Below are 23,255 nucleotides of genomic sequence, written 5' to 3' on the forward strand. Positions count from 1 at the left end.
GTGCTGGTCAGAGGAGGTAGCACGGGCGGGCGCCGAGGCCACACCCAGTCGCCGGCGGGATTCGCGATCGGCATCCAGCACGCGTCGGCGCCGCCGTGAGCATTGCGCCCACGCACCGGAATGCAGCTGTGCCGCGTGGAATGTCCACGCGGCACAGCGGTTGTTGCTGGTCAGGAGACGGAATTGACGGCGTTGACGATAACCTTCGCTACGGCGTCGGGCTGAGAGACCGTGAGCGCGTGCGAGGCTCCGGCGATTTCAACGGTGTCGCGGGCCCCGGCACGCTGGGCCATGAACCGATGTGCGGCGACCGGGATGGTGTAGTCCGCGTCGGCGAAGATGAACCACGACGGCAGGTTCTTCCAGTTGGGTGCCCCGGACTTGCCATTGAGAGCGCGGTCATTGAGCGGGCGCTGGGTACGGGCGTCGAGTGCTGCTCGGGTAACGGGCACGTCCGCGGCGAACTGACGCGGATACTTGTCGGGCTGGATGTAGAGGTCGGTGCTGCCGTCAGGGAGCGCGACCTTTTTCAGGGTGTCACCGAGGGTGCTGCCCGGGAACCTGCCGGACAGCTCGCCGATGGTCTCGCCTTCCTCCGGGGCAAAGGCGGAGACATACACCAGCCCCTTGACCTTCGGGTCGCGGATCTGAGAGATGACCTGGCCGCCGTAGGAGTGCCCGACGAGGACGACGGGTCCGTCGATGGAGGACACGACGCTGCGGACCGCGTCGGCGTCGCCTTCGACGCTGCGTAACGGGTCGCCCACGGCGATATTGGTCAGGCCCTGCCGGTTGAGCTGGTCGATCACACCGTCCCAGCTGGCGGACTCGGCGAAGGCGCCGTGGACGAGGACGACAGTCGGCCGCACGTGGTCGGGGCCTGGGTCGGCGGTGGCGCAGCCTGCGCTAGCGATGGTCGAGGTGAGTCCCAGCGCGATGGCGGCAAGCTTGACGGCGTTGGTGAATCGCATGATGTTTCCTTTGTGATCGAGAGTTGTTCTGGCGAGGTATGACGCGATCTAGCGGATGGTGGTCTCGACGGCGGCGAGGACGACCTCGGCGACGGCGGCGGGCTGGGACGCGGGCAGCGCGTGTGCGGCTCCGGCGATCTCGACGGTGTCGCGGGCCCCGGCACGCTGGGCCATGAACCGATGCGCGGCGACCGGGATCGTGTAGTCCGCGTCGGCGAAGATGAACCACGACGGCAGGTTCTTCCAGTTGGGTGCCCCGGACTTGCCATTGACAGCGCGGTCATTGAGTGGGCGTTGGGTGACTGCGTCGAGTTCGGCTTGGTCGGCCGGGAGATCCGCGGCGAACTGGCGGTGGTACTTGTCACGCTGGATGTAGAGGTCGGTGCTGCCGTCGATAAGAGGGACCGGGTTCAGGGTCTCGCCGAGGGTGCTGCCCGGGTACTTGGCGCCCAGTTCGCCGATGCTTTCGCCTGATTCCGGGGCGAACGCGGCGACATACACCAGAGCCTTGATCTTCGGGTCGTGGATCTGAGAGATGACCTGACCACCGTAGGAGTGCCCGACGAGGACGACGGGTCCGTCGATGGAGGACACGACGCCGCGGACCACGTCGGTGTCGCCTTCGACGCTGCGCAGCGGGTTGGCGGCGGCGATCACGGTCAGGTCGTGGTCGCGGAGACGGCTGATCACCCCGTTCCAGCTGGCGGATTCGGCGAAGGCGCCGTGGACGAGGACGACTGTGGCGGTTCTCATGGCAGTGCTCCTTGCAACGTGCTGTGGAATGGGAATGGATTGCGTAACAGGTGAACTCAGTGCTTCAGGAATGCGAGCAGGTCGGCTTCGAATGCGGTGCGGAACTCGCCGTACAACCCGTGCGGTGCATCGGGGTAGAGGCGAAGGGTCGAATTCTTGATCAGCTCAGCCGATTTCACCGCCGAGTCATGAAGCGGGACGATCTGGTCGTCATCGCCGTGGGCGACGAGCACGGGGACGTCGATGCGCTTCAGGTCCTCGGTGAAGTCGGTTTCCGAGAACTGGGTGATGCATTCGTATGCGGCCCGGATCCCGGCCTGCATGCTCAGCCGCCAGAACGCGCGGCGGGCGCCCTCCGAGGTCGTCGCGTCGGGCCGGTTGAAGCCGTAGAAGGTCTCGCTCAGATCCCAATAGAACTGGGAGCGGTCCTTGTCTACGCCGGAGCGGATCGCGTCGAAAACCTCGATCGGGGTTCCCTCGGGATTGGTGTCGGACTTGATCATCACTGGGGGTACGGCGCCGAGCAGGACAGCCTTCGCGACGCGGGAACTGCCGTGTCGACCGAGGTAGCGAACGACCTCGCCGCCGCCGGCGGAATGTCCGATGAGAACGGCATCGTGCAGATCGAGCTCTTCGATCAGTTCGGCCAGATCGTCGGCGTAGCGGTCCATGGTGTTGCCGTCCCAGGTCTGGCTGGATCGGCCGTGGCCCCGACGATCGTGAGCGACGGCGCGGAAGCCGTTGTCGGCTACCAGGCGGGCCTGTTCATCCCAGGCGTCGGCGTTCAGCGGCCAGCCGTGGCTGAAGACGACGGGTTGTCCAGTACCCCAGTCCTTGTAGAAGATCTGGGCGCCGTCGGTGGTGGTGAATGTCGATGTCATGCCATTGAAGTTAGGGATTCGGGCACCCCGGGCGAATCAGTCGCACGACTGCTCCGGTGACTGTGTTGATGACTCAGTCACCCTGGCTCGATGACTCAGTCGCCCCGCTGGCGCTATGCACACCTTTGGCGCGTTTGGGTCCCCAGCGAACACGACTGCTGGGGCGCGTTGTACAACCCTCAGATCATCTGCCAGGATTCGCAGGTGGGTAGTGAGATTTCGGCGCCGCCGTTCTTCTCCAGCGACATGTTGGCGACCACGCCCGCTGGTTCCCGAGGTCTCGTCGGGCGCGAGCAGTACCTCACGCTGCTGCGGGACCTGCTCGATCGAGCTGTCGCGGGTAACGGGTCAGCGCTGGTACTGCGCGGCGAAGCCGGTATCGGAAAATCGGCGCTGCTGGCTGCGGTTCGGGATACCGCGATCGAACGGGGACTGACCGTCCTGTCGGCGACCGGCGTCGAGAACGAGGCGAGCCTGCCCTTCGCCGCACTGCACCAGCTGCTGCATCCGCTCATGTCCGAGGCAGCGAATTTGCCACTGACACAACAGCGCACACTGCGCGCGGCGCTCGGGCAGGAGGACGGCAGCCCGGATCTGTACCCGGTGGCGTTGGCCGCGCTTCAGTTGGTCGGCGAGGCCGCCGGAAAGTGCCCGACCGTCTTGATCGTCGATGACTTGCAATGGCTCGACAGCTGTAGTGCCGAGGTGCTGAGCTTTGTGGCTCGCCGAGTCGGCAGCGACGCGGTCCTCACCCTGGCCGCCAGCCGCGCCGGGCAGGCGGATCCGGCGCACCGGGCGAGACTGCCCGACATCATCGTCGACCCGCTGGACGAGCGCGATGCCATCGCGCTGCTCGATGCGCAAGCACCAGCGCTGACAACCACCGTTCGACAGCGGCTGCTCGAGCAGGCGTCGGGAAACCCGTTGGCGCTGATCGAATTGCCCCGGGCGTTACGCGAGACCAACGCTGACCGGGTAGTCGAGGAGTTCCCGCTCACCACCCGCCTCGAAGCCGCCTTCGCCGCCCGTTCCGCCGAGCTCAGTGATCCGGCCCGAGTCCTGTTGCTCGTCCTGGCCGCCGACGTCACCTGCGATCTCCGACGACTGCTGCAGGCAGCCACCGAACTCGCCGAAACCCCGGTCACCACCGCACATCTGCAGGAAGCCCTCGATGTCGGCCTGGTCGAGTTATCCAGCGCGGCACTGCGATTCCGGCACCCGCTGATGCGTTCGGCCGTTTATGTCCGCGCGCCACTGGCCAAACGACTCGGCGCCCACACCACCCTGGCTGGCGTACTTGCCGACTTCCCCGACAAGCAACTCTTGCACCGGGCCGCGGCAACGCTCGGAGCCGACGACACCATCGCGGCACTACTCGAAGATTACGCCGAGCGGTCCCGGGCCCGGGGCGCGATAATGGCCGCCGTCAGCGCGTTACACCGAGCAGCCGAACTCTCCGAGAGCCCGGACCGCACCACCGCGCTGTTATTGCACGCCGCCGAACTCGCCTGCGAAACCGGCGCCCGCCGCGAAGCCCAGGACCTGGTCGATCGAGCAAACCTCGGCGCATTAGGACCAATCGAGCGAGCGCGGCTCGCCAACGTACAGGAAGTCATCGCATTCGGCCGATACGACCCCGAAGGTCGGATATTCGAGCTAATCGATATCGCCGCACAGGTCCACACCGCGGGCAACACCGACCTCGCAGCCGAGCTGCTGTGGCGGGCCGCCTCCCGCAGCTTCTTTCAAGAGGCCTCATCCGACGCCCGCGAAGCCATCGCCACCCAACTCGACATCCTCGACCTACCCGCGCACGACCCCCGCCAGCTTGCCATCGACGCCTACACCCTGCCTTGGGACCGCGGCCCCGCGGTGCTCGACCATCTCGCGCGGCTGACCCCGGACCGCTCCGATGCCGCTGCCATGCGCTTCCTCGGCTACGCGGCCCTTTCCCTCGGCGACTTCCGGCGCGGCTCTAGCTACATCGACGCCGCCGCCAGTATCGGACGAAACCAAGGACGACTCGGACTGCTCGCTGGCATCCTCGGCGCCGGCAACTGGAGTCGCATCTGGCTCGGCGAATGGGACACGGTTCGGGCCGAAACCGAGGAGTCCCGGTCCTTTGCCCAGGAAACCGGTGAAGAATTCCATCTGGTCGCCGGGCGCACCAACCTGGCTATGATCGCCGCGCTGCGCGGAGAAACCGAGCTCGCCGACGATCATCTACGCGAGATCCACACCAGTCTGTTGGCCACCGGCATGCGGTCTATTCACGCCGCGGCCCAACAAACCCGCGGCATGATCCACCTCTTGGCGGGCCGCGCCGACGACGCCTACACGGCCCTTCAACGTGTCTTCGACCCGGCAGACCCAGTCAGCCACCCCATGCGTTGCTGGTGGATCGCTCCCGAACTCGCCGATGCGGCAGTCGCCGCGGAAAAGGTCGACGCCGCAAGACAATTGTTGGCCGAACTGCCTGCCCTGGCGACGCAGCTGCCCGCCCCGATGCTCAGCGTCGTCGACGAGTACAGCCGAGCGGTTCTCGCCGACGACGCCGACGCGGACACCGCATATGCCGACGCACTCAATAGCCACGTCGGCTCCTGGCCCCTCTACCGCGCCCGGCTGCAACTGCACCACGGTCGCCGGTTGCGTCGCCAACGCCGAATCTCGGAAGCCCGCGAACCACTGCGGGCGGCCCGCGACACCTTCGACGCACTCGGCGCGGATCCGTGGGCAGAAGCCGCTCGCAACGAGCTGCGCGCCACCGGGGAAGCCAGCACTCGTCGGACCCTCAACGCCCGCGACCAACTCACCCCGCAAGAACTGCAGATCGCCACCCTCGCCGCCGACGGACTCACCAACCGCCAAATCGCCGAGAGGCTCTACCTCTCCCACCGGACCATCGGTTCCCACCTGTACCGCATCTACCCCCGCCTCGGCATCACCAGCCGAATCGAGCTCGCCGAAGCGCTCGAAAGACCCACCACATAGCCGATCGCACGGTCGTGCGGTTCAGCTGGGTTCAGCCGAAGGGGCCTGTGCCGTCGGCGGGCATAGAGCTCGAATGTACAGCGGAACAGACCGGTTACGACGGCCTATTTCATCGGCACGCTCGCACCGACGACGGTGCAGTCGAGCTCCCCTTGACGCAAGCCAACGGTCAGCTCCGGGACCCGGCTGACGATGGTGGCAACCGACTTTGCCCAGTTGCCGACGGACGGCAACACCGAAGGTTGGGCGAGTGAGCTGGGCGAACTGGTCGATGCCGCCCTGATACCGAGACGCTGGCAGAACAGGTCTTCATTGCACGTAGCCCCGCCCCGAGCCGCCGCGGCATCCTCGCCGAGCTGGCCGATGGCCGCAAAGCCACGGCAACGGATCCGGCGGATCGCCGCCGATCCATGGAAGGACTGTCAGGCCCACAGGAAGCGCATCACGCCGACGACCCAGCGCTCAGCGGTTCTCGAGCGGTCCGTTGTGGAAGAGAGCAGCCGCATCGGCCGCTTGCTTCGCGACGTGGCCGGCTGCGCGAGTGGCTCGTCCGGTCAGCCGCCAGGAGAGCATGCGCACGGCGGTGGCCGGGGCCGGGGGAAATACGCCGAGCTGACCGAGCATGGTGATGTCGTCGCGTACCGCCTCGTGCCTGATCACCTTGCCGTCGCGGAGGTCGAGGACGTGGATCTGTTCGAAGTCGATCTCGCGTCCGGTGGGAGGTACGGCCTGGTCGAGGGCGCCGTCGCGGAAGCGGACGAAGGGACCGGTGTGACGACCCTTCATGCGCAGCCGCACCCAGACCTGCCCCTCGTTGCGGGCGACGCCGAGCACGGGGAAGTGCAGGTCGCTGAAGGCGGACCGCATCCATGCGCCCGAAGCCAGGACTCCCGCAGGTCCGGGTATCGCGCAGGCCGGGGGCGAGACGACGGAATCGCGGTTGTGGAAGTCCGCGGCCACAACGTCAGCGGCCAGCGCCGGATCTCCCGTCTCGAGGATCCGGAAGAGCCCGTGGGCCAGCTCCGCGGCGTCCATTCCCATGACGTCCATTCCTTTCGCCGGTCTGCGATCCGGTGCTGTGTGCGAGCGCTGGTCGGTCCGCCGGGCAGGGCGCCGAGCTTCACCTCGCGGGGTGAAATTGACTTTATAGGGCACCTAATGAATAGAGCAACTATGTGATCATCTCGGATAGGATGGCGCTATGTCCTCGAAGCGCACGTATGTATCCCCGTTGCGGGAGCAGGCCGCTGCGCAGACGCGCTCACTGATCCTCCTGCGGGCGGCCGAACTTTTCGCCGACCGCGGCTACGGGCGAGTGACCGTCGCGGACATCGCCTCCGCGGCCGGCGTCGCGTCGAAAACCGTCTTCGCGAGCGTCGGAAGCAAGGGCGACATCCTGGACCAGATCGTCGAGCAGGGCGTGGTGGCGTCCGGCTACGAACAGGCCATGCAGGGTGTGCTCGCCTTGCGGACACCGGAGTCGGTACTCGAGGCGCTGGCCCATGGCACACGCATCGGCAACGAGAGCCAGTTCACGGTGCACGAGGCGATTCGCAAGGCGCTACCCGTTCACGAGAATGGTGAGGCGCTGTGGGAGCGCGCCACCGCGGCCTACCGTGACGCGCTCCGTGCCGCCGCCCGCCATCTGCACGGCTTGAATCCGCCGCCGCCCTATCCGGTGACGGAAACGGCGGACCTGCTATGGCTCTGGTTCGGCCCGACGGGCTGGCGCACTCTGGTCGTGGAGAACGGCTGGTCGTGGGATCGGGCCGAAACCGTCCTCTACCGTACGGCCGTCGCCAGTCTTGGCTGAGTCAACGACTCCTGCCGGATACCGACCACGATTCCACCAAACTCCGATCACTCTCCCCTGCCCACCTGCGGAGTGTCTGGATGGTCGATCACGCTCGCGGTCTGTCATGCAAGTACGAGGCGTAGCGCGTGCGGTCCGCGGTGGCGGAATCCGGATCGCCAGCGGATCTCATCTTCGGGCACAGCCAGCATGGTGTCCGGCCAACGGGTGAACAGGCGGTCCAGTGTTGTTGCCGCGACGGTCCGCACCAGGGCAGTACCCAAGCAGGCGTGAATGCCATACCCCAGCGCCGTGTGCGGACTGCGAGGTTTGGCCAAATCGAGGCGCTCTGGATCGTCGTAATGGTCAGGGTCGTGGTTGGCGCTGGCAAGGCAGAAAAGCACAGTCTGTCCAGCACGGATTGTGTGGTCACCGATCTGTACGTCGACAGTGGCGAACCGCGGCCCCGCCAACACCTGCGGCGACAGGTAACGAAGAAGCTCGTCGACGGCCGCCAGTTGTCGTTGTGCATCAGCCCGGAAAACGCGCAGTTCCTCGGGATGGCAGAGCAAGGCCAACACAGCGCCGGAGATGAGATCGACAAGAACCTCGTACCAGACGAACAACATGTAGAACAGCAGCGCGACGAGTTCGTCGCGCTGTTGAGCACTCGATTCGTCGTAACCTGCGACAAGTCTCGCGAGCACCGTATCGGTCGGTCCGGAGCGCGCATGGTCGATCGTGGCCTCGATGATTGCGCGCATGGTCGCGAGCGTGTCTCGTGCGCGGGGGGCTTCGCCGTCAGCAGGCACAAGGGTCGAATTCGCCCATCCGAGTAGCGTTTCCCGCTCGGAATCTCCAAGGCCGAGCAGTTGCCCCAATATCGCGGCGGGTAGCGGCACCGCGAACTCGGTGACCAGATCGACCTCGCCACCGCTCAGCGAAGCTATGAGGTTATCGACAAACTCAGGCGCACACTGAGTCCACTGGGCCAATCGGCGCGGCGAGAACTCAGCGGTGATGGTCCGGCGGACCCGAAGATGATCGGCGGCATTCGCGTTCTGCAGGGTATTCAGCGGCGTCGGCACCGGAAACCCCTGGTAATCCTCACCATTCGAGTACCGATCCGCCACTGCGAACCGGCTATCCGCCAGCCCCGCCCGGACATCGCCATATCGGGTCACAAGCCAAGCCGGAGGACCATCGGGCGTGCGGACACGATGAACGCCACCTTCGTCACGCAGACGGTGCAATACCGGCCATGGACGAGCAGCGAAGTCGGTACCGAAAACCTCTATCACGCAACGCATCCTGCCGTATTTCGACGTGGCATGCTGCCGACCGCCATCTCCGAGCCGACGAGACCTACGAGATCCGGCCTTCCACCGCACTAGGGCGCGTCCTCAAAGCCGGTGTGTCGGTAGGCGGGTCTGCGCTGCGGGTCAATGGTTGTGCCCGGATGAGCCCGTCGGGTAGGGCGCTCATGTGCTCACGGCCAGCGAGGCGTGCACCCTGCAATGCTTTCGCCCAGGTCCGGCGTCTGGGCGGCGAGCGCGTCGATGCCTTCGTGCAGGTAGGTGTAGGTGGTGGTTTTGCCTATGCCATTGGCTCAGGCCGGCTGCGGCACCCGGGTGCAGTCGAGGAACCAGCGATGAGGGACAGGCGGAGGAGCCCGTGCGGCTTCGAAGCGCGTCTAAAGCGTGGTTGCCGGCCGGAGGAGACGGTTCCGTAGGCGCATGATTCCGCGTGCTCGGGAGTTCGGTAGGAGCGGTGGCCCTTCGGGGTCGCTGGACGAGTGGATACTGCGCTCGGCGGTGGGTATATGTTCGAGGTCGAGGAAGTCGGCGGTGGTGGCGATCAGCCGGTACGGGTTGGCGACCAGCCGATATCCGAGCAGCGCGCGCAGTCGGGTCAGTTCGGCGCGGATGGTGCCGGGCTTGCCTGTGGCACCGTAGATTTCGCGGGCAAGCTCTTCTGCCGTCAACCCGTCCGGATGCGCGAGCAGTAACACCACGATCTCACTGTGCCGCAAACTGAGTTGCCGACTGACCCCATCGATGGTGATGGAAGCTGACTTGCGGCCCAGGACCGTGACGCGCGCCAGGGTGTCGTCGTGCTGCGAGGAGTACACCGCGAACGGGCCGTTCGGCGCCAGCCGTTCGACAATGATGCGCCGTCCGTCCGGGAGGGTTGTCGCTCCTTCGCTGAGTTCCTGCGACCAAGACGAGGTGATCCAGTCCGCCGGTTCGGCGTGGACGACGCGGCCGTCTGCGGTCACCAGAGCAGCTCGCCCTCCGCAGCGGCGCAGCACCCGGTCGAGATAGCGGGCGCGGATTTCAGAGTCGCGGCGACGGCGGTGCTCGGCGAGGCTCGCTTCGGCGAGTCGAGCGGCAGCCGCCACGAGCGGCAACGCCAGCGAACGAGTGCGGCGGCGTGGGCAGGTGACGTCGACGACACCGACGAGCGCTCCGGTGGCCGGGTCTCGGATCGGGGCCGCTGTGCAGGTGTAGTCCACCGCGACGGACAGATAGTGCTCGGCACCGTGGACCTGGAAGGGTTTGCGCAGCGCCAGTGCAGTTCCTACGCCGTTGGTGCCGGCTGCCACCTCGCTCCAGCCGGCGCCTGCGACGAGGTGGGCGCGTTCGGCAGCGCGGCAGGCCGCGCTGTCGCCGCGGACCCACAGCAGATGACCATCCGCATCACCGACGAACAGCAGATGACCCGGTTCCGCGGCGGCGCCGCCCAGAACGGACATCATCACCGGCCATACCGCTGCCAGATGTCCCGTCACTTGCCGGTGCCGGACCTCGTCATCTCCCATCACGACCTGCGGGAGATGGCGATCCGGATGCAGCCCGACGCGCTGGGCACGGTCCCATGACGCACGCACATCACTGCGCACCCGCCGTGCGCGGCCACCGGCAAACATGTCGCCACGGGCCTCCATCAACTGCTTCTGATCCACATCATCCATCGTTCTGATCCAGCCATCGATCCGGTCGGACCACGCTACGAGGCAGGCTCTCTATGGACAACCCTTTTCAAATACTCGTGCAGCGTTCCCGCAACCCCCCGCAATGCTGTTGGCTGGGGCGGACTTGGCGTTGGACAGTTTCGGTAAGTGCCGTATCTCACAGGAGGTGGACATGCCGTATCTCGAACTGCCCGACGGGGTTCCGTTGTTCTACGACGATCAGGGTTCCGGTCGTGCGGTCGTGCTGATTCATGGCTGGACCATGAACGGCGGCTTCTGGCAACAGAACGTGCCGGCGCTGGCGGCGGGCAACCGGGTGGTCACACCCGATCTTCGGGGACACGGCGCCTCCGGGAAGACCGACGCGGGCCACACGCTGGCCCAGTACGCCCGCGACATCAGGTATCTACTGGATCATCTCGCGATCGACGAGGTGTGCCTGGTCGGCTGGTCGATGGGTACCGGGGTGATCCTCTCCTACATCCGGCAGTTCGGCTGCGACCGGTTGCGATCGGTCGCCTTCGTCGACCAATCCCCGCGATTCCTCGACGCCGACGGCTGGGACTTTCCGCTGCAGGGCAGCTACAGCACCAGCGACCTCGCCGTATTCGTGCAGGGTCTCGAACATGCCCGCCCGTCGGTGATCAAACCGTTCATCGCGGACTGCTTCGCCGATACTCCGTCCGATGAGGTGATCGACGCGATCTACGCTGAAACCACGAAAATGCCGACGGGTGCCGCAAAGGCCATCTGGTACGACATGGCTTACGCCGATCTGCGGTCGGCGCTGCCCGAGGTCCGGGTGCCGGCGCTGCTGACATACGGTGTCCGGAGCAAGATCTTCCCCGGCCCGCTGGACGAATGGCTCGCCGCCCGGCTGCCGAAAGCCGAGGTCGTACCATTCCAGCACAGCGGACACGCACTGTTTTCCGAAGAACCGCAACGGTTCAACGAGGTCCTCGGCAATTTCCTGTGAACCTCGAACATCGGCATGCTCCCGTGGCAGCGACCGCCCGCGGGTCGTCGCTGCACGACGGTCTCGCTGATCGGAAAGCAGAATCGATGATGAACCCGTTCGGGCTGAACACTATTCGCCATAGTCCACGATGTGGGCGCCATGCTGCTGCGTCGCATCGATGGGTGGGACCAAATCCGAGCGGAGCCGGTAGTGCGGCTACTCGGTAACCATTGCCGCACATTCGAATACACGCCGACAACGAAGGGCTCGTGTGCTGTCGAACTCCCTGTGACGGCTGTCGGGGTGCGCAAGCCCTTCTTCGACTGTCTGCTACTGAATGTCGGTGTGGAGCACGGCGATCACGCTGTGGCGGAGAAGGCCGTAAGGATCGTTCGACGCATCGCAGCCGCCGAGGACGCGGGGCAGATTGTCGTCAACGGCTGCGTCCTGTTGCCGGAATGCGGCGAGAATCGCCGTGTACCAGAGAAGTTGGATGTGCTGTCAGAACTCGCGGACACCCTGGATTTGCTGACCGAATTCACCGAGCGGCTCGAGGAACGCGGTGAACGGGTTCACCTGATGCCGTTCGGCTGGAAAACCCATTGCCACGTAGAACCTCTCGGATACCACGGGGCGGCGCCGTGGCTGATCCACCTATCCGCCTGCCCGGCGGGCACCGGCCTCGCCGGTGGAAGCAGTGGGACCATTCGCGCACACGCGCGACCCAGCCGCCCGCCGCACTGGAGGACAACCTGCACGACACTGTTATGAGAACGCCGTATCAGTTCGCCGATCAGCAACTGAATACAGATCGCCGTGGTGCAGTAGGACGTCAATGCACAGCGCGATCCCGATGAATGCGAACAGGACTCGCGCCGAAATGGGGCCGTAGCAAGTAAGAAAGCGCACGACTTTGCGGCAAACGCGCTGGGCCCAGGTGGTCCGTCGGACAGATAGGGCAAGGATCAGTAGCGACGGCAGCAAACTTTAAAGATTCTTCCGGAGCCGCACTGTCAGTCAGGCACCCCCAGGTTGCGGGCCAGCACTTGCCACGACTTGCGCATCGCTACGGCCAGCATCGCCGCGGCGCCGAGCGCCGCCAAGCGCGACCTTGCACGAAGGACATAGGTGGAAAGAATCGGTCGAATTCGGAACATATTGAAACCACATTTCATCAAACGTGCAAAAGGGCGCAACACCGTCGGTGCGCAGGTATTCGCTAGTGAGAGAGGATCTCAGCGGCGCTCGACACGCGCTGGCAACCCTCCTACAAGGGCCGTCGACACACGAATCTGGTGACGCGGGAACCAATCATTCGGTACCTGAAGTTTGTATTTCTGCAGAATGATCGCCAAGGTGAGGATGCCTTCGACATAGGCCGTTCGAAAGCCCACGCATTTGCGCGGGCCGACATTGTGCGTTTTTAGTGATCTTGCCGGTCGAGAACCGATCAGGGTTGAATACCTCGGGTCGTTCCCAGAACCGCGGATCCCCATGCAGCCCAGCAATTCGTAGGGACTGCGCGAGTATCGGGCTACCAGGCTGAGAAATGCCGTTAACGACGGACCAGGCGGACGACCGGACGCCGAATCCCGCTCGCCTCCAGCAGAACTAGCGGGGATAGAACGACCGAAGCCACAGGTGTCCGGTTTCATGCGTTATTCACTCCCAACATTGCCATTGCCGTTGCGTAGCGTGCCCGTACGCCACCCAAGCCTGTTCCCGATCAGGCAATTTGAGGACGGCGACGTTGACCTCCGTCTTTTCCGCAATAGAACAGACATCTTCCGCCAGCCTGCGGTAATGGTGCAAGACTCCGGAGGAGGGTTGCATCAGCGTTGCAATCCGTATTTCGAGGTTGTCGACACCGGATATCGACTTCGCGAAAGCCGGACTCGAACTCCGGAGGTGGCAGGTCGGGCATCTGCCGACGGGCCACCTGTACCTACCGCGTGCCGGCCAGATCCGCACCCGCCGCACTCAGGCGGTTCGTGTCGCACGATCCGTTCCTTGGGCACCTCGTCGACCAGCCCCGACATCGACCGGATGCGCGGGCTGCCCACCTGGTTTACGGCGCAACGACTCGACCGAACTATCGCGCGAGGCACATTGGCATCCACGGCCACGCGCCTCTTTTCAGGCTCTTTGGAAGGAATTCGATGATGATGCGGTGGCCGCCAAGAGTCACGCCGACACGCTGCCGAATGAGAACGAAATCCCCACGGTACCAACGCTTCTCGCCGCAACCAGCCCTTGGCGGCCACCCGCGAACCCGCCAACAGCGGCCATCAGAGGTTGAAAGACAAGCTCAGAGCTTGTCGGCGCCATCGCCTTTGTGGAGGTGGTCCAGAACCTCCATGAAGACAGATCGGATCGCGGCAGCGTACCGGTCGATCGACTCGCGCGCCGGTACGGTGTCAGGGAACAGCATGCTCAGCGAGGTGACATCCGGGAAACGGTTGATCCACAGCACGACTTCCCGAGAGCTGCCCCGATTGCTGAACAGACCGCCGTTGATCGCATCGAAGAACTCGATACCCACGAGCTTGCGAGCGTCGATATACGACACCGTCGGCGCTGACCAGCCAGGCTCGATCGGTATCCCATCTGTGGGCGTCAACAGCTCCAGCACTCGATGCAGAGATACGTCCGCTAGCTCCTTGCCGCGTGTTAGCGCCTGCTGCGCGGGAGCTATTAGTGACCCGAATCCAGCATCAGCAGATACCTCGAATGCTACTGGCACCAGAGATGCAAACCAGCCCATTGAGCTGTACTCGGCGGCCGTGGTGCGGGTGTCGACCGGCGTCAGCCCGAAGTAGAAGTCGCGGCCGGCCAGACGCTGCTCGGCCATCGCAACCACTGCGAAAACCCCACCGCTGAACCGCCCGCCATGATCGAGGCAGAGCTGTTCGAATCGCACCGCGTCGGCTTCGCTGAAGAGCGGCACCGTGATCTGCATCGAACGGGTGTAGCCGTCATCGGCCACCCCCAGTGGCAGCGCGAACGCAGGCAGCTCGCCACCGTTGCGTTGCAGCAGGTCGATCCAGACGCGAACTCCCGGTGATGATTTCGTGAGACTCGACGAGTACTTGCGTTCCCGCTCGCAATACTGGAAGTGACTTCCGACCGGCGACAACCCGCTGGCAGTGCCGGAGACCTCACTCCCATACAACCCCAGCAGATCGGTTATGGTGACGGCCTGGGAGACGCCGTCGGTGTGCAGGTGATCCACCGCCGCATACACGGTCGAGGAGTCGTCGCGGACGATGGCACCGAAGGTGAAACAGTCCCAGCGAAATGGGTCAGGCGTTGTCTGCTGCACCAGCTCACAGATGCGGTCTGCATCGGTCTGCTCACCCAGATCGACCGGCGCGAGTTCGACCGCATCCGATTCGACCACATGTCGCGCGATCATGCCATCAGCCGCAATCTCGAACCAGCTGGCAAACGTATCGTGCCGCTGCACAAAGCGATTGATCGCTCTCGTCATCGCCTCGGTATCCAGTGTCCCGCGAATGTCGAAGGTAATCACAACCAGCCCGGAAAACCGGAAGCCGGCGTGGCGGTTACGGTGGGCCGCTTTGAGGTATTCCTCTTGCTGATGCGACGGCGGCGTCGGGTTCACGGGCGCCTTCGCTGCCGCAGCCACTGCCAGCTGGGTTGCCTTCCACGCCACAAGCTTTCCCGGTGCAGGCTGCCAATCCTCGATGAGCCCGAGACCCACCACGCGACTCTCCCTCGTGTCGGTTCGGATGCGGTCGGCGCTCACCATAGCGGTCAGCACCCGGTAGCCGGTACGTACGCAGCTCTCCAATAGCGAGAAGCTGATCTGGGGATGTGTTCCCGACGGTGGGAACTGGCCAGGTTGAGCCTCCTATTCACCGACGTATCGGTTGAGGTCGAGAGCGGTTGTGCAGTGAACCCGCCTATCGCACTACCCGCCGCAGCTGTACCCGCCTTTCCCGAGCGTCATGGCACTATCAGCTCATGCGTTATATGCAGGAAGGATTTGCCGATCAGGTACCGGTCGATTTCGAACTGTGCGGCTACACCCTGTCAGTGCCGTCCAAACATGTTCTGACGCACTTCTATTCGCCGACCAGCGGCGGTTTCCAGCCATACCGAGAGCAGGGCTTGATCCTGGTTACGACGGCATTGGAACGGCTCCAGCGCCGCGGTGTGGCCGTCGATATCGGCGCGAATGTGGGAGATACGCTAGCCATCATCGCTCGCCACAGCGCACTCGATGTCATCTGCGTCGAGCCGTCCGACTTCTACCTACCGTACCTGCGGCACAACGTGACTCGTCATTTCGCAGGCCGCGCCAGAGTCCTGGACTGGTTCGTCACGGCACGGGACGACGAACCCGGCCGAGCGCTGTTCCACTGGGGTGGCACCGCCAAGGCGATAAACCAGTCCTATTCCGAAAGTGGCACCGTGGCTTCGATCGGCAGGCTGATCGCCGACGCCGGCGAGGTCGCGCTGTTGAAGATCGATACCGACGGAGCGGACCTGAGCATCATCGAAGGCTGCCTGGACGCGCATCAGCCGACCTTCCCCATCTATTTCGAGCTCGAGAAGACCAACCCCAAACCAGACAAGGTGGGCGCGTTCTGCGCCCAGGCGCAAAGGTTCTTCTCCCGAGTGGTCGCCGCCGGCTACCGCCAGGCGTTCGTCTGGGACGACCCGGGGCGCTTCTATGGCCGCCTCGACCTCTCCGCCGACATGACGGTCAAGAATCTTTTGAACTACCTGACCCAGCTTCGGCATCGCCCGATCTGGGGCTACGACATCTGCCTGGTGCACGACAGCGACACCGCCTTGTCGAAGCAACTGTCGGCGTTGATCTCCGAAGATCAGTTCGTTCCGCTGGATTGAAGCCTCAGCACTCCCGTCACTCGCTGCCATCCCTGCACATGTCGTTGCAGCCTTCGAAGACACCGACATCAGAGTGATCGAGTTGTCCGGCATCTTGCAACTGCTACCGATCCACCCCATTTCTGCCGCCGGCGGGGCGCCGAGGCTGGCGGGCTGGTGTGCGGCAGTGGCGGGTCAGGCGGTCTTGGTGGCGAAGGGGCCGTCGTCGCCGAACGCGAGTTGTGCGAAGTTCTCGCCGATGCGGTGGTGTCCTGCGGGGTCGGGGTGGACCTCGTCGGGCAGCGGGAATTCGGCGTAGTCCTGCTCCCCGTAGAGTTCACGGCCGTCGAGGTAGTGCAGGTTCGGGTCCTCGACCGCCCGCTGTCCGACGATCCGGGCGAGTTCCTCACGGATGACGATGAGCGTCAGGCGTCCTGCGGCGCGTTCGGCCGGATCGCCTGTCGCCTTGAACTTCAGGGTGCCGTTGGCGAAGTCGGGCATGAGGGGGCCGGGGGTGCCCTCCTGGACCGGGCACAGGACAGGCGAGACGACCAGGAGCGGTGTGGTCGGGTGCCCCTCGCGGATGGTGTCGAGGAAGCCGTGGACCGCGGGGGCGAAGGCGCGCAGGCGCATCGCGTCGGTGTTGACGATGTTGATGCCGATCTTCAGGCTGATCAGGTCCGCGGGGGTGTCTCGCATGGCGCGGGCGGTGAACGGGTCGAGCAGTGCGCTGCCGCCGAATCCGAGGTTGACCAGTTCCACGCCGCCCCGGGCTGCGGCCAGGGCCGGCCAGATGGCGGTCGGGTGGGTGGCGTTGGAGCCGTGGCTGATGGAACTTCCGTGGTGCAGCCATACCTTGCGCCCGTGGTCCGGTGCGAGGTCGACGGGGGCATTGGTGCGCAGGGAGATCAGCTCGGTGATCTCGGTGTGCGGGAGCCAGATCTCGATGTCCTTGTCACGCGCCGGAAGGCCGGTGAAGCGGGCGGTGCCGACGGGCCCCTCATGCAGTTCGGAGGTCTGGATGACCATGTCGGTGATCATGCGGACGTTGCCGCCGGGCACCGTGGCCTGGGCCGCGAGGCGGCCGTCGACCAGCAGGTCGTAGACGCCGTCCGCCGGGGCCGGGAAACCCTGGTAGACCCGCTTGGTGGGCAGCGTGTCCAGCTCGATGGCGGTGGCCTTGGTACGGAACACCAGCCGCACGCCGGATGGCTGGGCCTCCGCCAGGGTCAGCTGCTCGTCGGGGATCTGCCGGCGCGCCGGAGCGGGCAGCCGATGCGGGAGCAGGCCGTGCGTGGTCACCTCCAGGTCGAGGAAGCCGCGCAGCATGTCCGCGGTGACGGGTGTGGTGGTCCAGTCGTGCTCGGTGTTCATGGTTCCCAGCCTGTTGATCGAGGTGTACGGGTTGTTCTGATGTGCCGGTGCGCGGTGCGGCGGACCGCCTCCGGAGTGGGCCTGCCGGTCAGGGGGTGCTGTAGTTGCGCAGCAGAGCGTCGAGGGAATCCAGCATCCACAGCCAGGACTCCTGCGAGTCGACAGCGGTGTGGCTGAAGCCTCCGGCCAGCTCCAGGCTGATGTAGCCGTGGAAGGCGCCGCCCAGCATCCGGACCGCGTGCGTCTGATCCGGCTCTGTCAGGTGGTAGGCGCGCAGGAGAGCACGCGTCATCTGGGCGTGCCGGACGCCGGCGCTGGCGGCTGCCGTCGCGGAGTCGAGCCTCAGCCGGGTAGCGGCGTAGCGCCCGGGGTGCTCCCGGGCGTAGTCGCGGTAGGCGTCCGCGAAGGCAACCAAGGCGTCCTTGCCCGCCCGGCCGGCCAGGGCGTCGGCGACCCGGTCGGCGAGCTCCTCCAGTGCGAACAGGGCGATCCGGGTCTCGAGGTCCTGCGAGCTCTTCACATGCGAGTACAGACTCGCGGTCTTCACGTCGAACCGCCGGGCGAGCGCCGAGACGGTCACCTGGTCGAAGCCGACCTCGTCGGCGAGTTCCGCCCCCGCCCGTGTCAGGCGCTCCGAGGTCAGCCCTACTCGAACCATAACCTTCTTCCCGTTGACCTAATGCCGTTATGAATTTGCCTAAAGCATATAGGCAAGTTGTCCGGCTTTCATGAAGGCACTGACTGAGCAAGAGACCGGTATGTCGGTCGAGTGATGTCGAGGCGGTGCATTGGATCGTGACTCGGGTTCAGCCCTTGGTGGCGCGACCGATCCTTTGCTTGGACCGGCATGAATACACGGTCGGTGAGGTGGTCAGGCGCCGATCGCTCACACCTGCGGTTGCCGTCGAGCCCGGGCGGCCAGCTCGATGCAGCCGGCCCGATCGCGGTCCATGTCTGCGATATCCGTTGTTAATCAACCATTCTCGAACATTCCCAGTCTTCACAAATGCGCATCGATTTCGTGCCATAGTGAGTCGGTGTTCTGGCTTCGCAGTGTCGCCGTCGCCGTGGCCTGTTGTGCCCTGTCGGCGACGGCCTGTCAGAGCCCCGCCGCGCCACCGACCTCGCCGAGCCCTCCCGCCGCGCCTACACAGGACGACAAGCCGGGCTCGGGTGACCAGCGGATCATCATGGAATTCGGCGGCAAGACCCGCTCCTATGTAGTGCACGCGCCGCCGAGCTACGACGGCAGCACCGCCCTGCCACTGGTGGTCGCCCTGCACTTCTATCCCGGTGACGCGGCGCGGATCGCCACCACCAGCGGCTTGAATGCCAAGGCGGACAAGGAAAACTTCCTCGTCGTCTATCCGGAGGGGCATGCTTCCGGATTCAACGCCTTCCTCTGCTGCGGTTCGGAAGACGATGTCGGCTTCGTCAAGACTGTCCTCGCCCGAATGATCAACGCCTGGAAAGCCGACCCGAAGCGCATCTATGCCGCAGGCATCTCGAACGGCGGCGATATGTCCTTCAAACTCGCGGTGGAACTACCCGGCACCTTCGCCGCCATCGCCGCGGTCAGCGGGGGTTTCATCGGCTCCGCCGCGGCGCAGCCGTCCTACAAGCCGACGACACCGGTATCGGTGATCACCTTCCTCGGCGGCAAGGACCGCTACTTCGGTCGATTCGACACCGGGATCACACAGTGGCAGGAGCGACTCGCCTGCGCTCCCGGGGTTGCGCGGGACGACCTTGCCAATGGCATCACCGTCGCGACGGCCACCTGCGCCGATGGCAGCACGGTCGAGATCTACCGACTTCCCGAGATGGGGCACTCATGGCCGGGTGCCGCGCAGGGCGAACTCTCCGATGCGGGGGCCGGGGTGAACGCGACCGACCTCGCGTGGGACTTCTTCGAAGCCCACGCAATCCACGGTCGATGAGGCTTCAAACCCTGCACGACCTGCCCCGGGCGATGGGGAAGCACTACATCGACATCCCGGAGACAGCTCCCAACAACCGCGACGTGCTCGAACGATAGGCCCCTGGCCGGTAAGCAAGCCAAAGTGTGACTTTTCTGTGGAGTACCTCGAGTCTCACCGGTGATGCTTGCAACAGAAAACCCCTTCCGATGCTGGTCGGAAGGGGTTTCTTTGTCGGGATGACAGGATTTGAACCTGCGACCACCTGACCCCCAGGGAACCGAAATTTATCCTGGAGTGTCCAGCCGGTGACATTCCGTGCAGGTCAGAGGCCTTTCAGCGTCCGGCTCGTTCTACCCGGTCCGTCTTGTATCGACCTGTCTTGGCAAGTTCTAGGCACGCTAGGAGGCGTTGTAGTCGAGGAGGTTGCCGACTTTTTCGCCAGCGGGTGCCCCGGTGGCCGACGGCGATGGATCGCGGCGCGGTGGGCCGACTTGCGAACGGCCGCATAGTGTTGAAGCAGTTCACCAAGGCGGTGCTCGAGACCGCGTTGAACGAGGAGATGACCGAGCACCTCGGCTTCGACAAGAACGAAGCTCCCCTAGATCGGGAAACGACCAACGTGCGCAACGGGACTCGCTCCAAGACGGTGTTGACCGAGGCCAGCGGGCACGTCCCGATCGAGGTGCCCCGCGATCGGGAGGGCAGTTTCGAACCGCAGATCGTCAAGAAACGCCAGCGCCGGTTGACCGGTGTGGATGAAATCGTGTTGTCGCTGTATGCGAAAGGCCTGACGACTGGGGAGATTTCGGCGCATTTCGCCGAGATCTATGGGGCGTCGGTATCGAAGGAGACAGTGTCTCGGTCTCGGATCACCGACAAAGTGGTCGACCAGATGCAGCAGTGGTCGTGCCGGCCGCTGGATGCAATCTATGTGGCCGTGTTCATCGATGCGATCGTGGTGAAGGTCCGTGATGGTCAGGTCGCCAACCGTCCGATCTATGCCGCGATCGGTGTCACCGTCAACGGTGAGAAGGACATCCTGGGGTTGTGGGCCGGCACCGGTGGCGAGGGCGCGAAATTCTGGATGAGCGTGCTCACCGACATCCGCAACCGTGGCGTGAAAGACGTGTTCTTCCTGGTCTGCGACGGGCTGAAAGGGCTGCCCGACGCGGTCGGCAACGTGTGGCCGCTGGCCACGGTCCAGACGTGCATCATCCATTTGATTCGGAACACGTTCCGGCTGGCGGCCCGCCAGCACTGGGACGCGTTGCGCCGGGATGTGAAACCGATCTACACCGCACCCAACGCCGCCGCGGCACGAGCGGCGCGCGATGAGCTCACCGAACGATAGGGCACGAAATACGGTGCGATCGTGCGTCTTTGAGAGAACGCGTGGGAGGAATTCATTCCGTTCCTCGACTACGACATCGAGATCCGCCGGGTGATCTGCTCCACCAACGCCATCGAATCCTTGAACGCCCGCTACCGGCGCGCGATCAAAGCCCGCGGGCACTTCCCCACCGAGCAAGCCGCGCTGAAATGCCTGTATCTGGTCACCCGGTCGCTGGACCCGACCGGGGCCGGTCGGGCACGATGGACCATGCGCTGGAAACCCGCGGTCAACGCATTCGCGATCACCTTCGCCGACCGCTGGCCCGACGCCCAAACCTACTGAGAGAAACCGCCGGAAACACCCTTGGCGAGACAGTCCCACCGGCCGACGACAACACGCCGGACGCCGGCTTCACGGAGACTGCGCCAGAGCCAAGGTCAGGGATGGTCAGGTCACCAACAGGCCCATCTATATCTATGTGGTCATCGGCGTGACCTGTGCCGGGAACGCGACATCCTCGGACTGTGGGCTGGCGAGGGCGGTGAGGGCGCGAAATTGCGGCTTCAAGTGTTGACCGAGATAAAGAACTGGTGATCATGTCGAGCCGGAACCGGCCGTAGGGGTTGACGTTGGATCAGAACAGCGGCGACATAGTGCGGCCCTCGTTCCCGCCGATCAGGTCGTGGAGTTTCGGATCTTCGAAGACCGGCTTGTGGCCCGGCATTGTGGCGGGCGGCCCGGGCAAGGAGCCGGGTCATGGATGCTTCGGAGCAGTGGTTGGTGGATATTTGACCCCCGGATTCGGAACCGTCATCTGTGGGGGCCGGGTCAGCGAGGTCGTTCGGGCCTGTTCGGTCGTCGGAGGACGCCGGGGCGTCATCGACGGTGGTGTCTTGGCCGGTGTAGTTGTCCTGGCTGGCACAGTGGTTGTCGTGACCTTGATGGATGCTGTCGTGGAGTGATTCGGGACCGTGGGCGCGGGTGCCGATGTCCTGGTCGCGGTCGTGGTCGGTGTGATGGTCGTCGGGGTTGTGGTTGTCGTCGCCTCCGTCTGCGTCGCTGTAGTAGGACGCGGCGGCGTAGTGGTGCCGGTCGGGGTGAGGGTCACCGCGATGGGCGTGGTGGTGGCGGGGTCCTGGCTGGTGGCCACCAGCGTTGGATCGGTGGTGGAATTCGCATCACCGGGCGGGGCAAGCGACATTGAAAAACCCACGCTCGCACTGACACTGATCGATGCGCCGCTCTCAGCGGTCGCGCTTGTGTCGGCGCTGGTAGTGGCCGTGTCCACCGTCGTTTCGGCTGGGGTGAGGATAGTTGTCGGTTCTTCGGTCGTGGTGGCCACATCGGTGACAATTGGGTCGGTCGGGATGTCGTTTCGGGCGGGCATGTCGCTCGGCGTTGTCGACGCACCAGCCCCGCTGCCCACTGATGCCGCATCGAAACGAGTGATGGCATTGTCGATGGTGTGCGGCGTGGAAACGGTCGACGCCGGCGCAGTGTTGTCCACACGGTCATCTCCGCCCGAGTCCCACACTGCGGCGACCCCGACCAGCACGGCGAGCAGCGCCGCGGCCGCAGCCGCATACGGCACGTCCCTGCTTGTACCTCGCCCTGCAACGTGCGCTGTGCTCGCAGACTCCCTCCGCAACCCTGCAGGGTCGGACTGAGGACCATCGCTTTGCGCCTCGAGGGCATCTGCGGCAGAACCATTCTCATCACCGCGGGTCGCGCTGCGTTCAGCCCTACCGGGACCGTCGCGATCGGGCGCGTCGCTGTCCATCAACTCACACCTGTCGTTGTTCTGTTCACGAAGCACTGCGACTGGTAGGCCGCAGGAGGTCCCGCGACTTCGCGCGGGCGCGGATTCGGGAGGCCGACTCCCGTGGTTTCGACCGCAAATACGAGCAGCGCATGGATACGATTGCCGACGCCGGGCGTCAGCTTCGGGCCATGAAGTCCGGCTCCACCATGATGGCTGCGAGTACGCGTGACTTACCGTTCGAGCCGTCTCGACCGACCACTGAAACGAGCCGGCCCCCAACCGATCACGACGATTCCGACCGCTGTCGCCAACCTGGCGGTGTGTTGGATCATGTGACGTCCGTTCCCACTGATCGGTTGTGACCAGCGATTTCACCGATTTTCCGTGACGCTAGCAGCGCACCCATGTCGAAACACCCGCCATATCAACTATCTTCAGCCTCGGCTGAGTGCGCTCCGCCTGCGGAGCGGAACTTTCACGTGAGGCCTACAGTCGTCAGCGCCTGTCGCACGTAGCGCGGAACAGGTCCCAACAGGGGGCTACATGTGATGACCCAGTGGCCCGCTGCTTCCAGCAATGGGACCGTCTTGTGCCAGCACCATGCCCCATGACACCCACCATGCGCCAACACGACCGCACTCATCCGGCCTCGCCTTCCCACGTGCGGTTGTTCACGACGAACGA

16 protein-coding genes and 4 pseudogenes are annotated in these 23,255 nt (G+C 64.7%); 9 read left to right on the forward strand and 11 right to left on the reverse strand.

The window, feature by feature from the left end; genetic code table 11:
* Positions 1–170: 170 nt before the first annotated feature.
* Genes ABZ293_RS19125 through ABZ293_RS19135 form a run of 3 tightly spaced genes read right to left on the reverse strand, consistent with a single transcriptional unit; the run spans position 171 to position 2,605 of the window.
* Positions 171–971, reverse strand: a complete 801-nt coding sequence (locus tag ABZ293_RS19125; protein WP_355182265.1) for an alpha/beta hydrolase — start codon at positions 969–971, stop codon at positions 171–173.
* Positions 972–1,019: 48 nt separating this feature from the next.
* Positions 1,020–1,724, reverse strand: a complete 705-nt coding sequence (locus ABZ293_RS19130; protein ID WP_355182267.1) for an alpha/beta hydrolase — start codon at positions 1,722–1,724, stop codon at positions 1,020–1,022.
* A gap of 56 nt (positions 1,725–1,780) precedes the next feature.
* Positions 1,781–2,605, reverse strand: coding sequence for an alpha/beta hydrolase (locus tag ABZ293_RS19135; RefSeq protein WP_355182269.1), 825 nt, complete (start codon positions 2,603–2,605; stop codon positions 1,781–1,783).
* A gap of 204 nt (positions 2,606–2,809) precedes the next feature.
* On the opposite strand from ABZ293_RS19135, the gene ABZ293_RS19140 reads away from it, so the two are divergent.
* Positions 2,810–5,599: an AAA family ATPase gene (locus ABZ293_RS19140; RefSeq protein WP_355182270.1), complete on the forward strand. Its 2,790-nt coding sequence runs from the start codon at positions 2,810–2,812 to the stop codon at positions 5,597–5,599.
* A gap of 462 nt (positions 5,600–6,061) precedes the next feature.
* Here ABZ293_RS19140 and ABZ293_RS19145 read toward each other — a convergent pair whose 3' ends face one another.
* Positions 6,062–6,640 (reverse strand): ester cyclase, encoded by a 579-nt coding sequence (locus ABZ293_RS19145; protein ID WP_355182272.1) that lies wholly within the window; start codon positions 6,638–6,640, stop codon positions 6,062–6,064.
* 160 nt (positions 6,641–6,800) lie between these two features.
* On the opposite strand from ABZ293_RS19145, the gene ABZ293_RS19150 reads away from it, so the two are divergent.
* Positions 6,801–7,412 (forward strand): helix-turn-helix domain-containing protein, encoded by a 612-nt coding sequence (locus ABZ293_RS19150; protein ID WP_355182274.1) that lies wholly within the window; start codon positions 6,801–6,803, stop codon positions 7,410–7,412.
* A 104-nt stretch (positions 7,413–7,516) separates the two neighbouring features.
* Here the strand turns inward: ABZ293_RS19150 and ABZ293_RS19155 are convergent, their stop codons facing one another.
* The 3 genes and pseudogenes from ABZ293_RS19155 to ABZ293_RS19165 all read right to left on the reverse strand — a co-directional run bounded on the left by ABZ293_RS19155 (position 7,517) and on the right by ABZ293_RS19165 (position 10,365).
* The gene (locus ABZ293_RS19155; RefSeq protein WP_355182276.1) at positions 7,517–8,479 is read right to left on the reverse strand and encodes a cytochrome P450; all 963 of its coding nucleotides are present in this window, start codon (positions 8,477–8,479) and stop codon (positions 7,517–7,519) included.
* Between the two features lie 458 nt (positions 8,480–8,937).
* A pseudogene (locus ABZ293_RS19160) lies at positions 8,938–9,042 on the reverse strand (IS5/IS1182 family transposase); the annotation flags it as partial.
* 42 nt (positions 9,043–9,084) lie between these two features.
* The gene (locus ABZ293_RS19165) at positions 9,085–10,365 is read right to left on the reverse strand and encodes a GAF domain-containing protein (RefSeq protein ID WP_355182278.1); all 1,281 of its coding nucleotides are present in this window, start codon (positions 10,363–10,365) and stop codon (positions 9,085–9,087) included.
* A gap of 172 nt (positions 10,366–10,537) precedes the next feature.
* Between ABZ293_RS19165 and ABZ293_RS19170 the strand changes: the two genes are divergently transcribed.
* Both ABZ293_RS19170 and ABZ293_RS19175 read left to right on the forward strand, forming a co-directional pair.
* The gene (locus ABZ293_RS19170) at positions 10,538–11,341 is read left to right on the forward strand and encodes an alpha/beta hydrolase (protein ID WP_355182280.1); all 804 of its coding nucleotides are present in this window, start codon (positions 10,538–10,540) and stop codon (positions 11,339–11,341) included.
* 348 nt (positions 11,342–11,689) lie between these two features.
* Positions 11,690–12,094, forward strand: a complete 405-nt coding sequence (locus ABZ293_RS19175) for a hypothetical protein (protein WP_355182282.1) — start codon at positions 11,690–11,692, stop codon at positions 12,092–12,094.
* A 464-nt stretch (positions 12,095–12,558) separates the two neighbouring features.
* Here the strand turns inward: ABZ293_RS19175 and ABZ293_RS19180 are convergent.
* Positions 12,559–12,814 (reverse strand): annotated as a pseudogene (locus ABZ293_RS19180) (cytochrome P450); the annotation flags it as partial.
* A gap of 817 nt (positions 12,815–13,631) precedes the next feature.
* The gene (locus tag ABZ293_RS19185; protein WP_355182284.1) at positions 13,632–15,050 is read right to left on the reverse strand and encodes a condensation domain-containing protein; all 1,419 of its coding nucleotides are present in this window, start codon (positions 15,048–15,050) and stop codon (positions 13,632–13,634) included.
* Positions 15,051–15,502: 452 nt separating this feature from the next.
* Here ABZ293_RS19185 and ABZ293_RS19190 point away from each other — a divergent pair, with 452 nt between their 5' ends.
* Entirely contained in the window at positions 15,503–16,201 is a 699-nt protein-coding gene (locus ABZ293_RS19190; RefSeq protein WP_355182286.1) for an FkbM family methyltransferase, read from the forward strand.
* A gap of 174 nt (positions 16,202–16,375) precedes the next feature.
* On the opposite strand, the gene ABZ293_RS19195 is transcribed toward ABZ293_RS19190, so the two are convergent.
* Positions 16,376–17,554: a GDSL-type esterase/lipase family protein gene (locus ABZ293_RS19195; RefSeq protein WP_355182288.1), complete on the reverse strand. Its 1,179-nt coding sequence runs from the start codon at positions 17,552–17,554 to the stop codon at positions 16,376–16,378.
* An 88-nt stretch (positions 17,555–17,642) separates the two neighbouring features.
* The gene (locus ABZ293_RS19200; RefSeq protein ID WP_355182290.1) at positions 17,643–18,212 is read right to left on the reverse strand and encodes a WHG domain-containing protein; all 570 of its coding nucleotides are present in this window, start codon (positions 18,210–18,212) and stop codon (positions 17,643–17,645) included.
* A 379-nt stretch (positions 18,213–18,591) separates the two neighbouring features.
* Between ABZ293_RS19200 and ABZ293_RS19205 the strand changes: the two genes are divergently transcribed.
* The 4 genes and pseudogenes from ABZ293_RS19205 to ABZ293_RS19220 all read left to right on the forward strand — a co-directional run bounded on the left by ABZ293_RS19205 (position 18,592) and on the right by ABZ293_RS19220 (position 22,476).
* Entirely contained in the window at positions 18,592–19,494 is a 903-nt protein-coding gene (locus ABZ293_RS19205; protein WP_355182292.1) for a PHB depolymerase family esterase, read from the forward strand.
* 490 nt (positions 19,495–19,984) lie between these two features.
* Positions 19,985–21,151: pseudogene (locus ABZ293_RS19210) on the forward strand (IS256 family transposase); the annotation flags it as partial.
* Positions 21,152–21,242: 91 nt separating this feature from the next.
* Positions 21,243–21,397: pseudogene (locus ABZ293_RS19215) on the forward strand (transposase); the annotation flags it as partial.
* A gap of 383 nt (positions 21,398–21,780) precedes the next feature.
* Positions 21,781–22,476 carry a hypothetical protein gene (locus tag ABZ293_RS19220; RefSeq protein WP_355182293.1) on the forward strand — a complete coding sequence of 232 codons (696 nt, stop codon included), beginning with the start codon at positions 21,781–21,783 and terminating at the stop codon, positions 22,474–22,476.
* Positions 22,477–23,255 lie beyond the last annotated feature (779 nt).

Source organism: Nocardia sp. NPDC005998, from assembly GCF_040614395.1.
In the GTDB taxonomy this organism is placed as follows: domain Bacteria; phylum Actinomycetota; class Actinomycetes; order Mycobacteriales; family Mycobacteriaceae; genus Nocardia.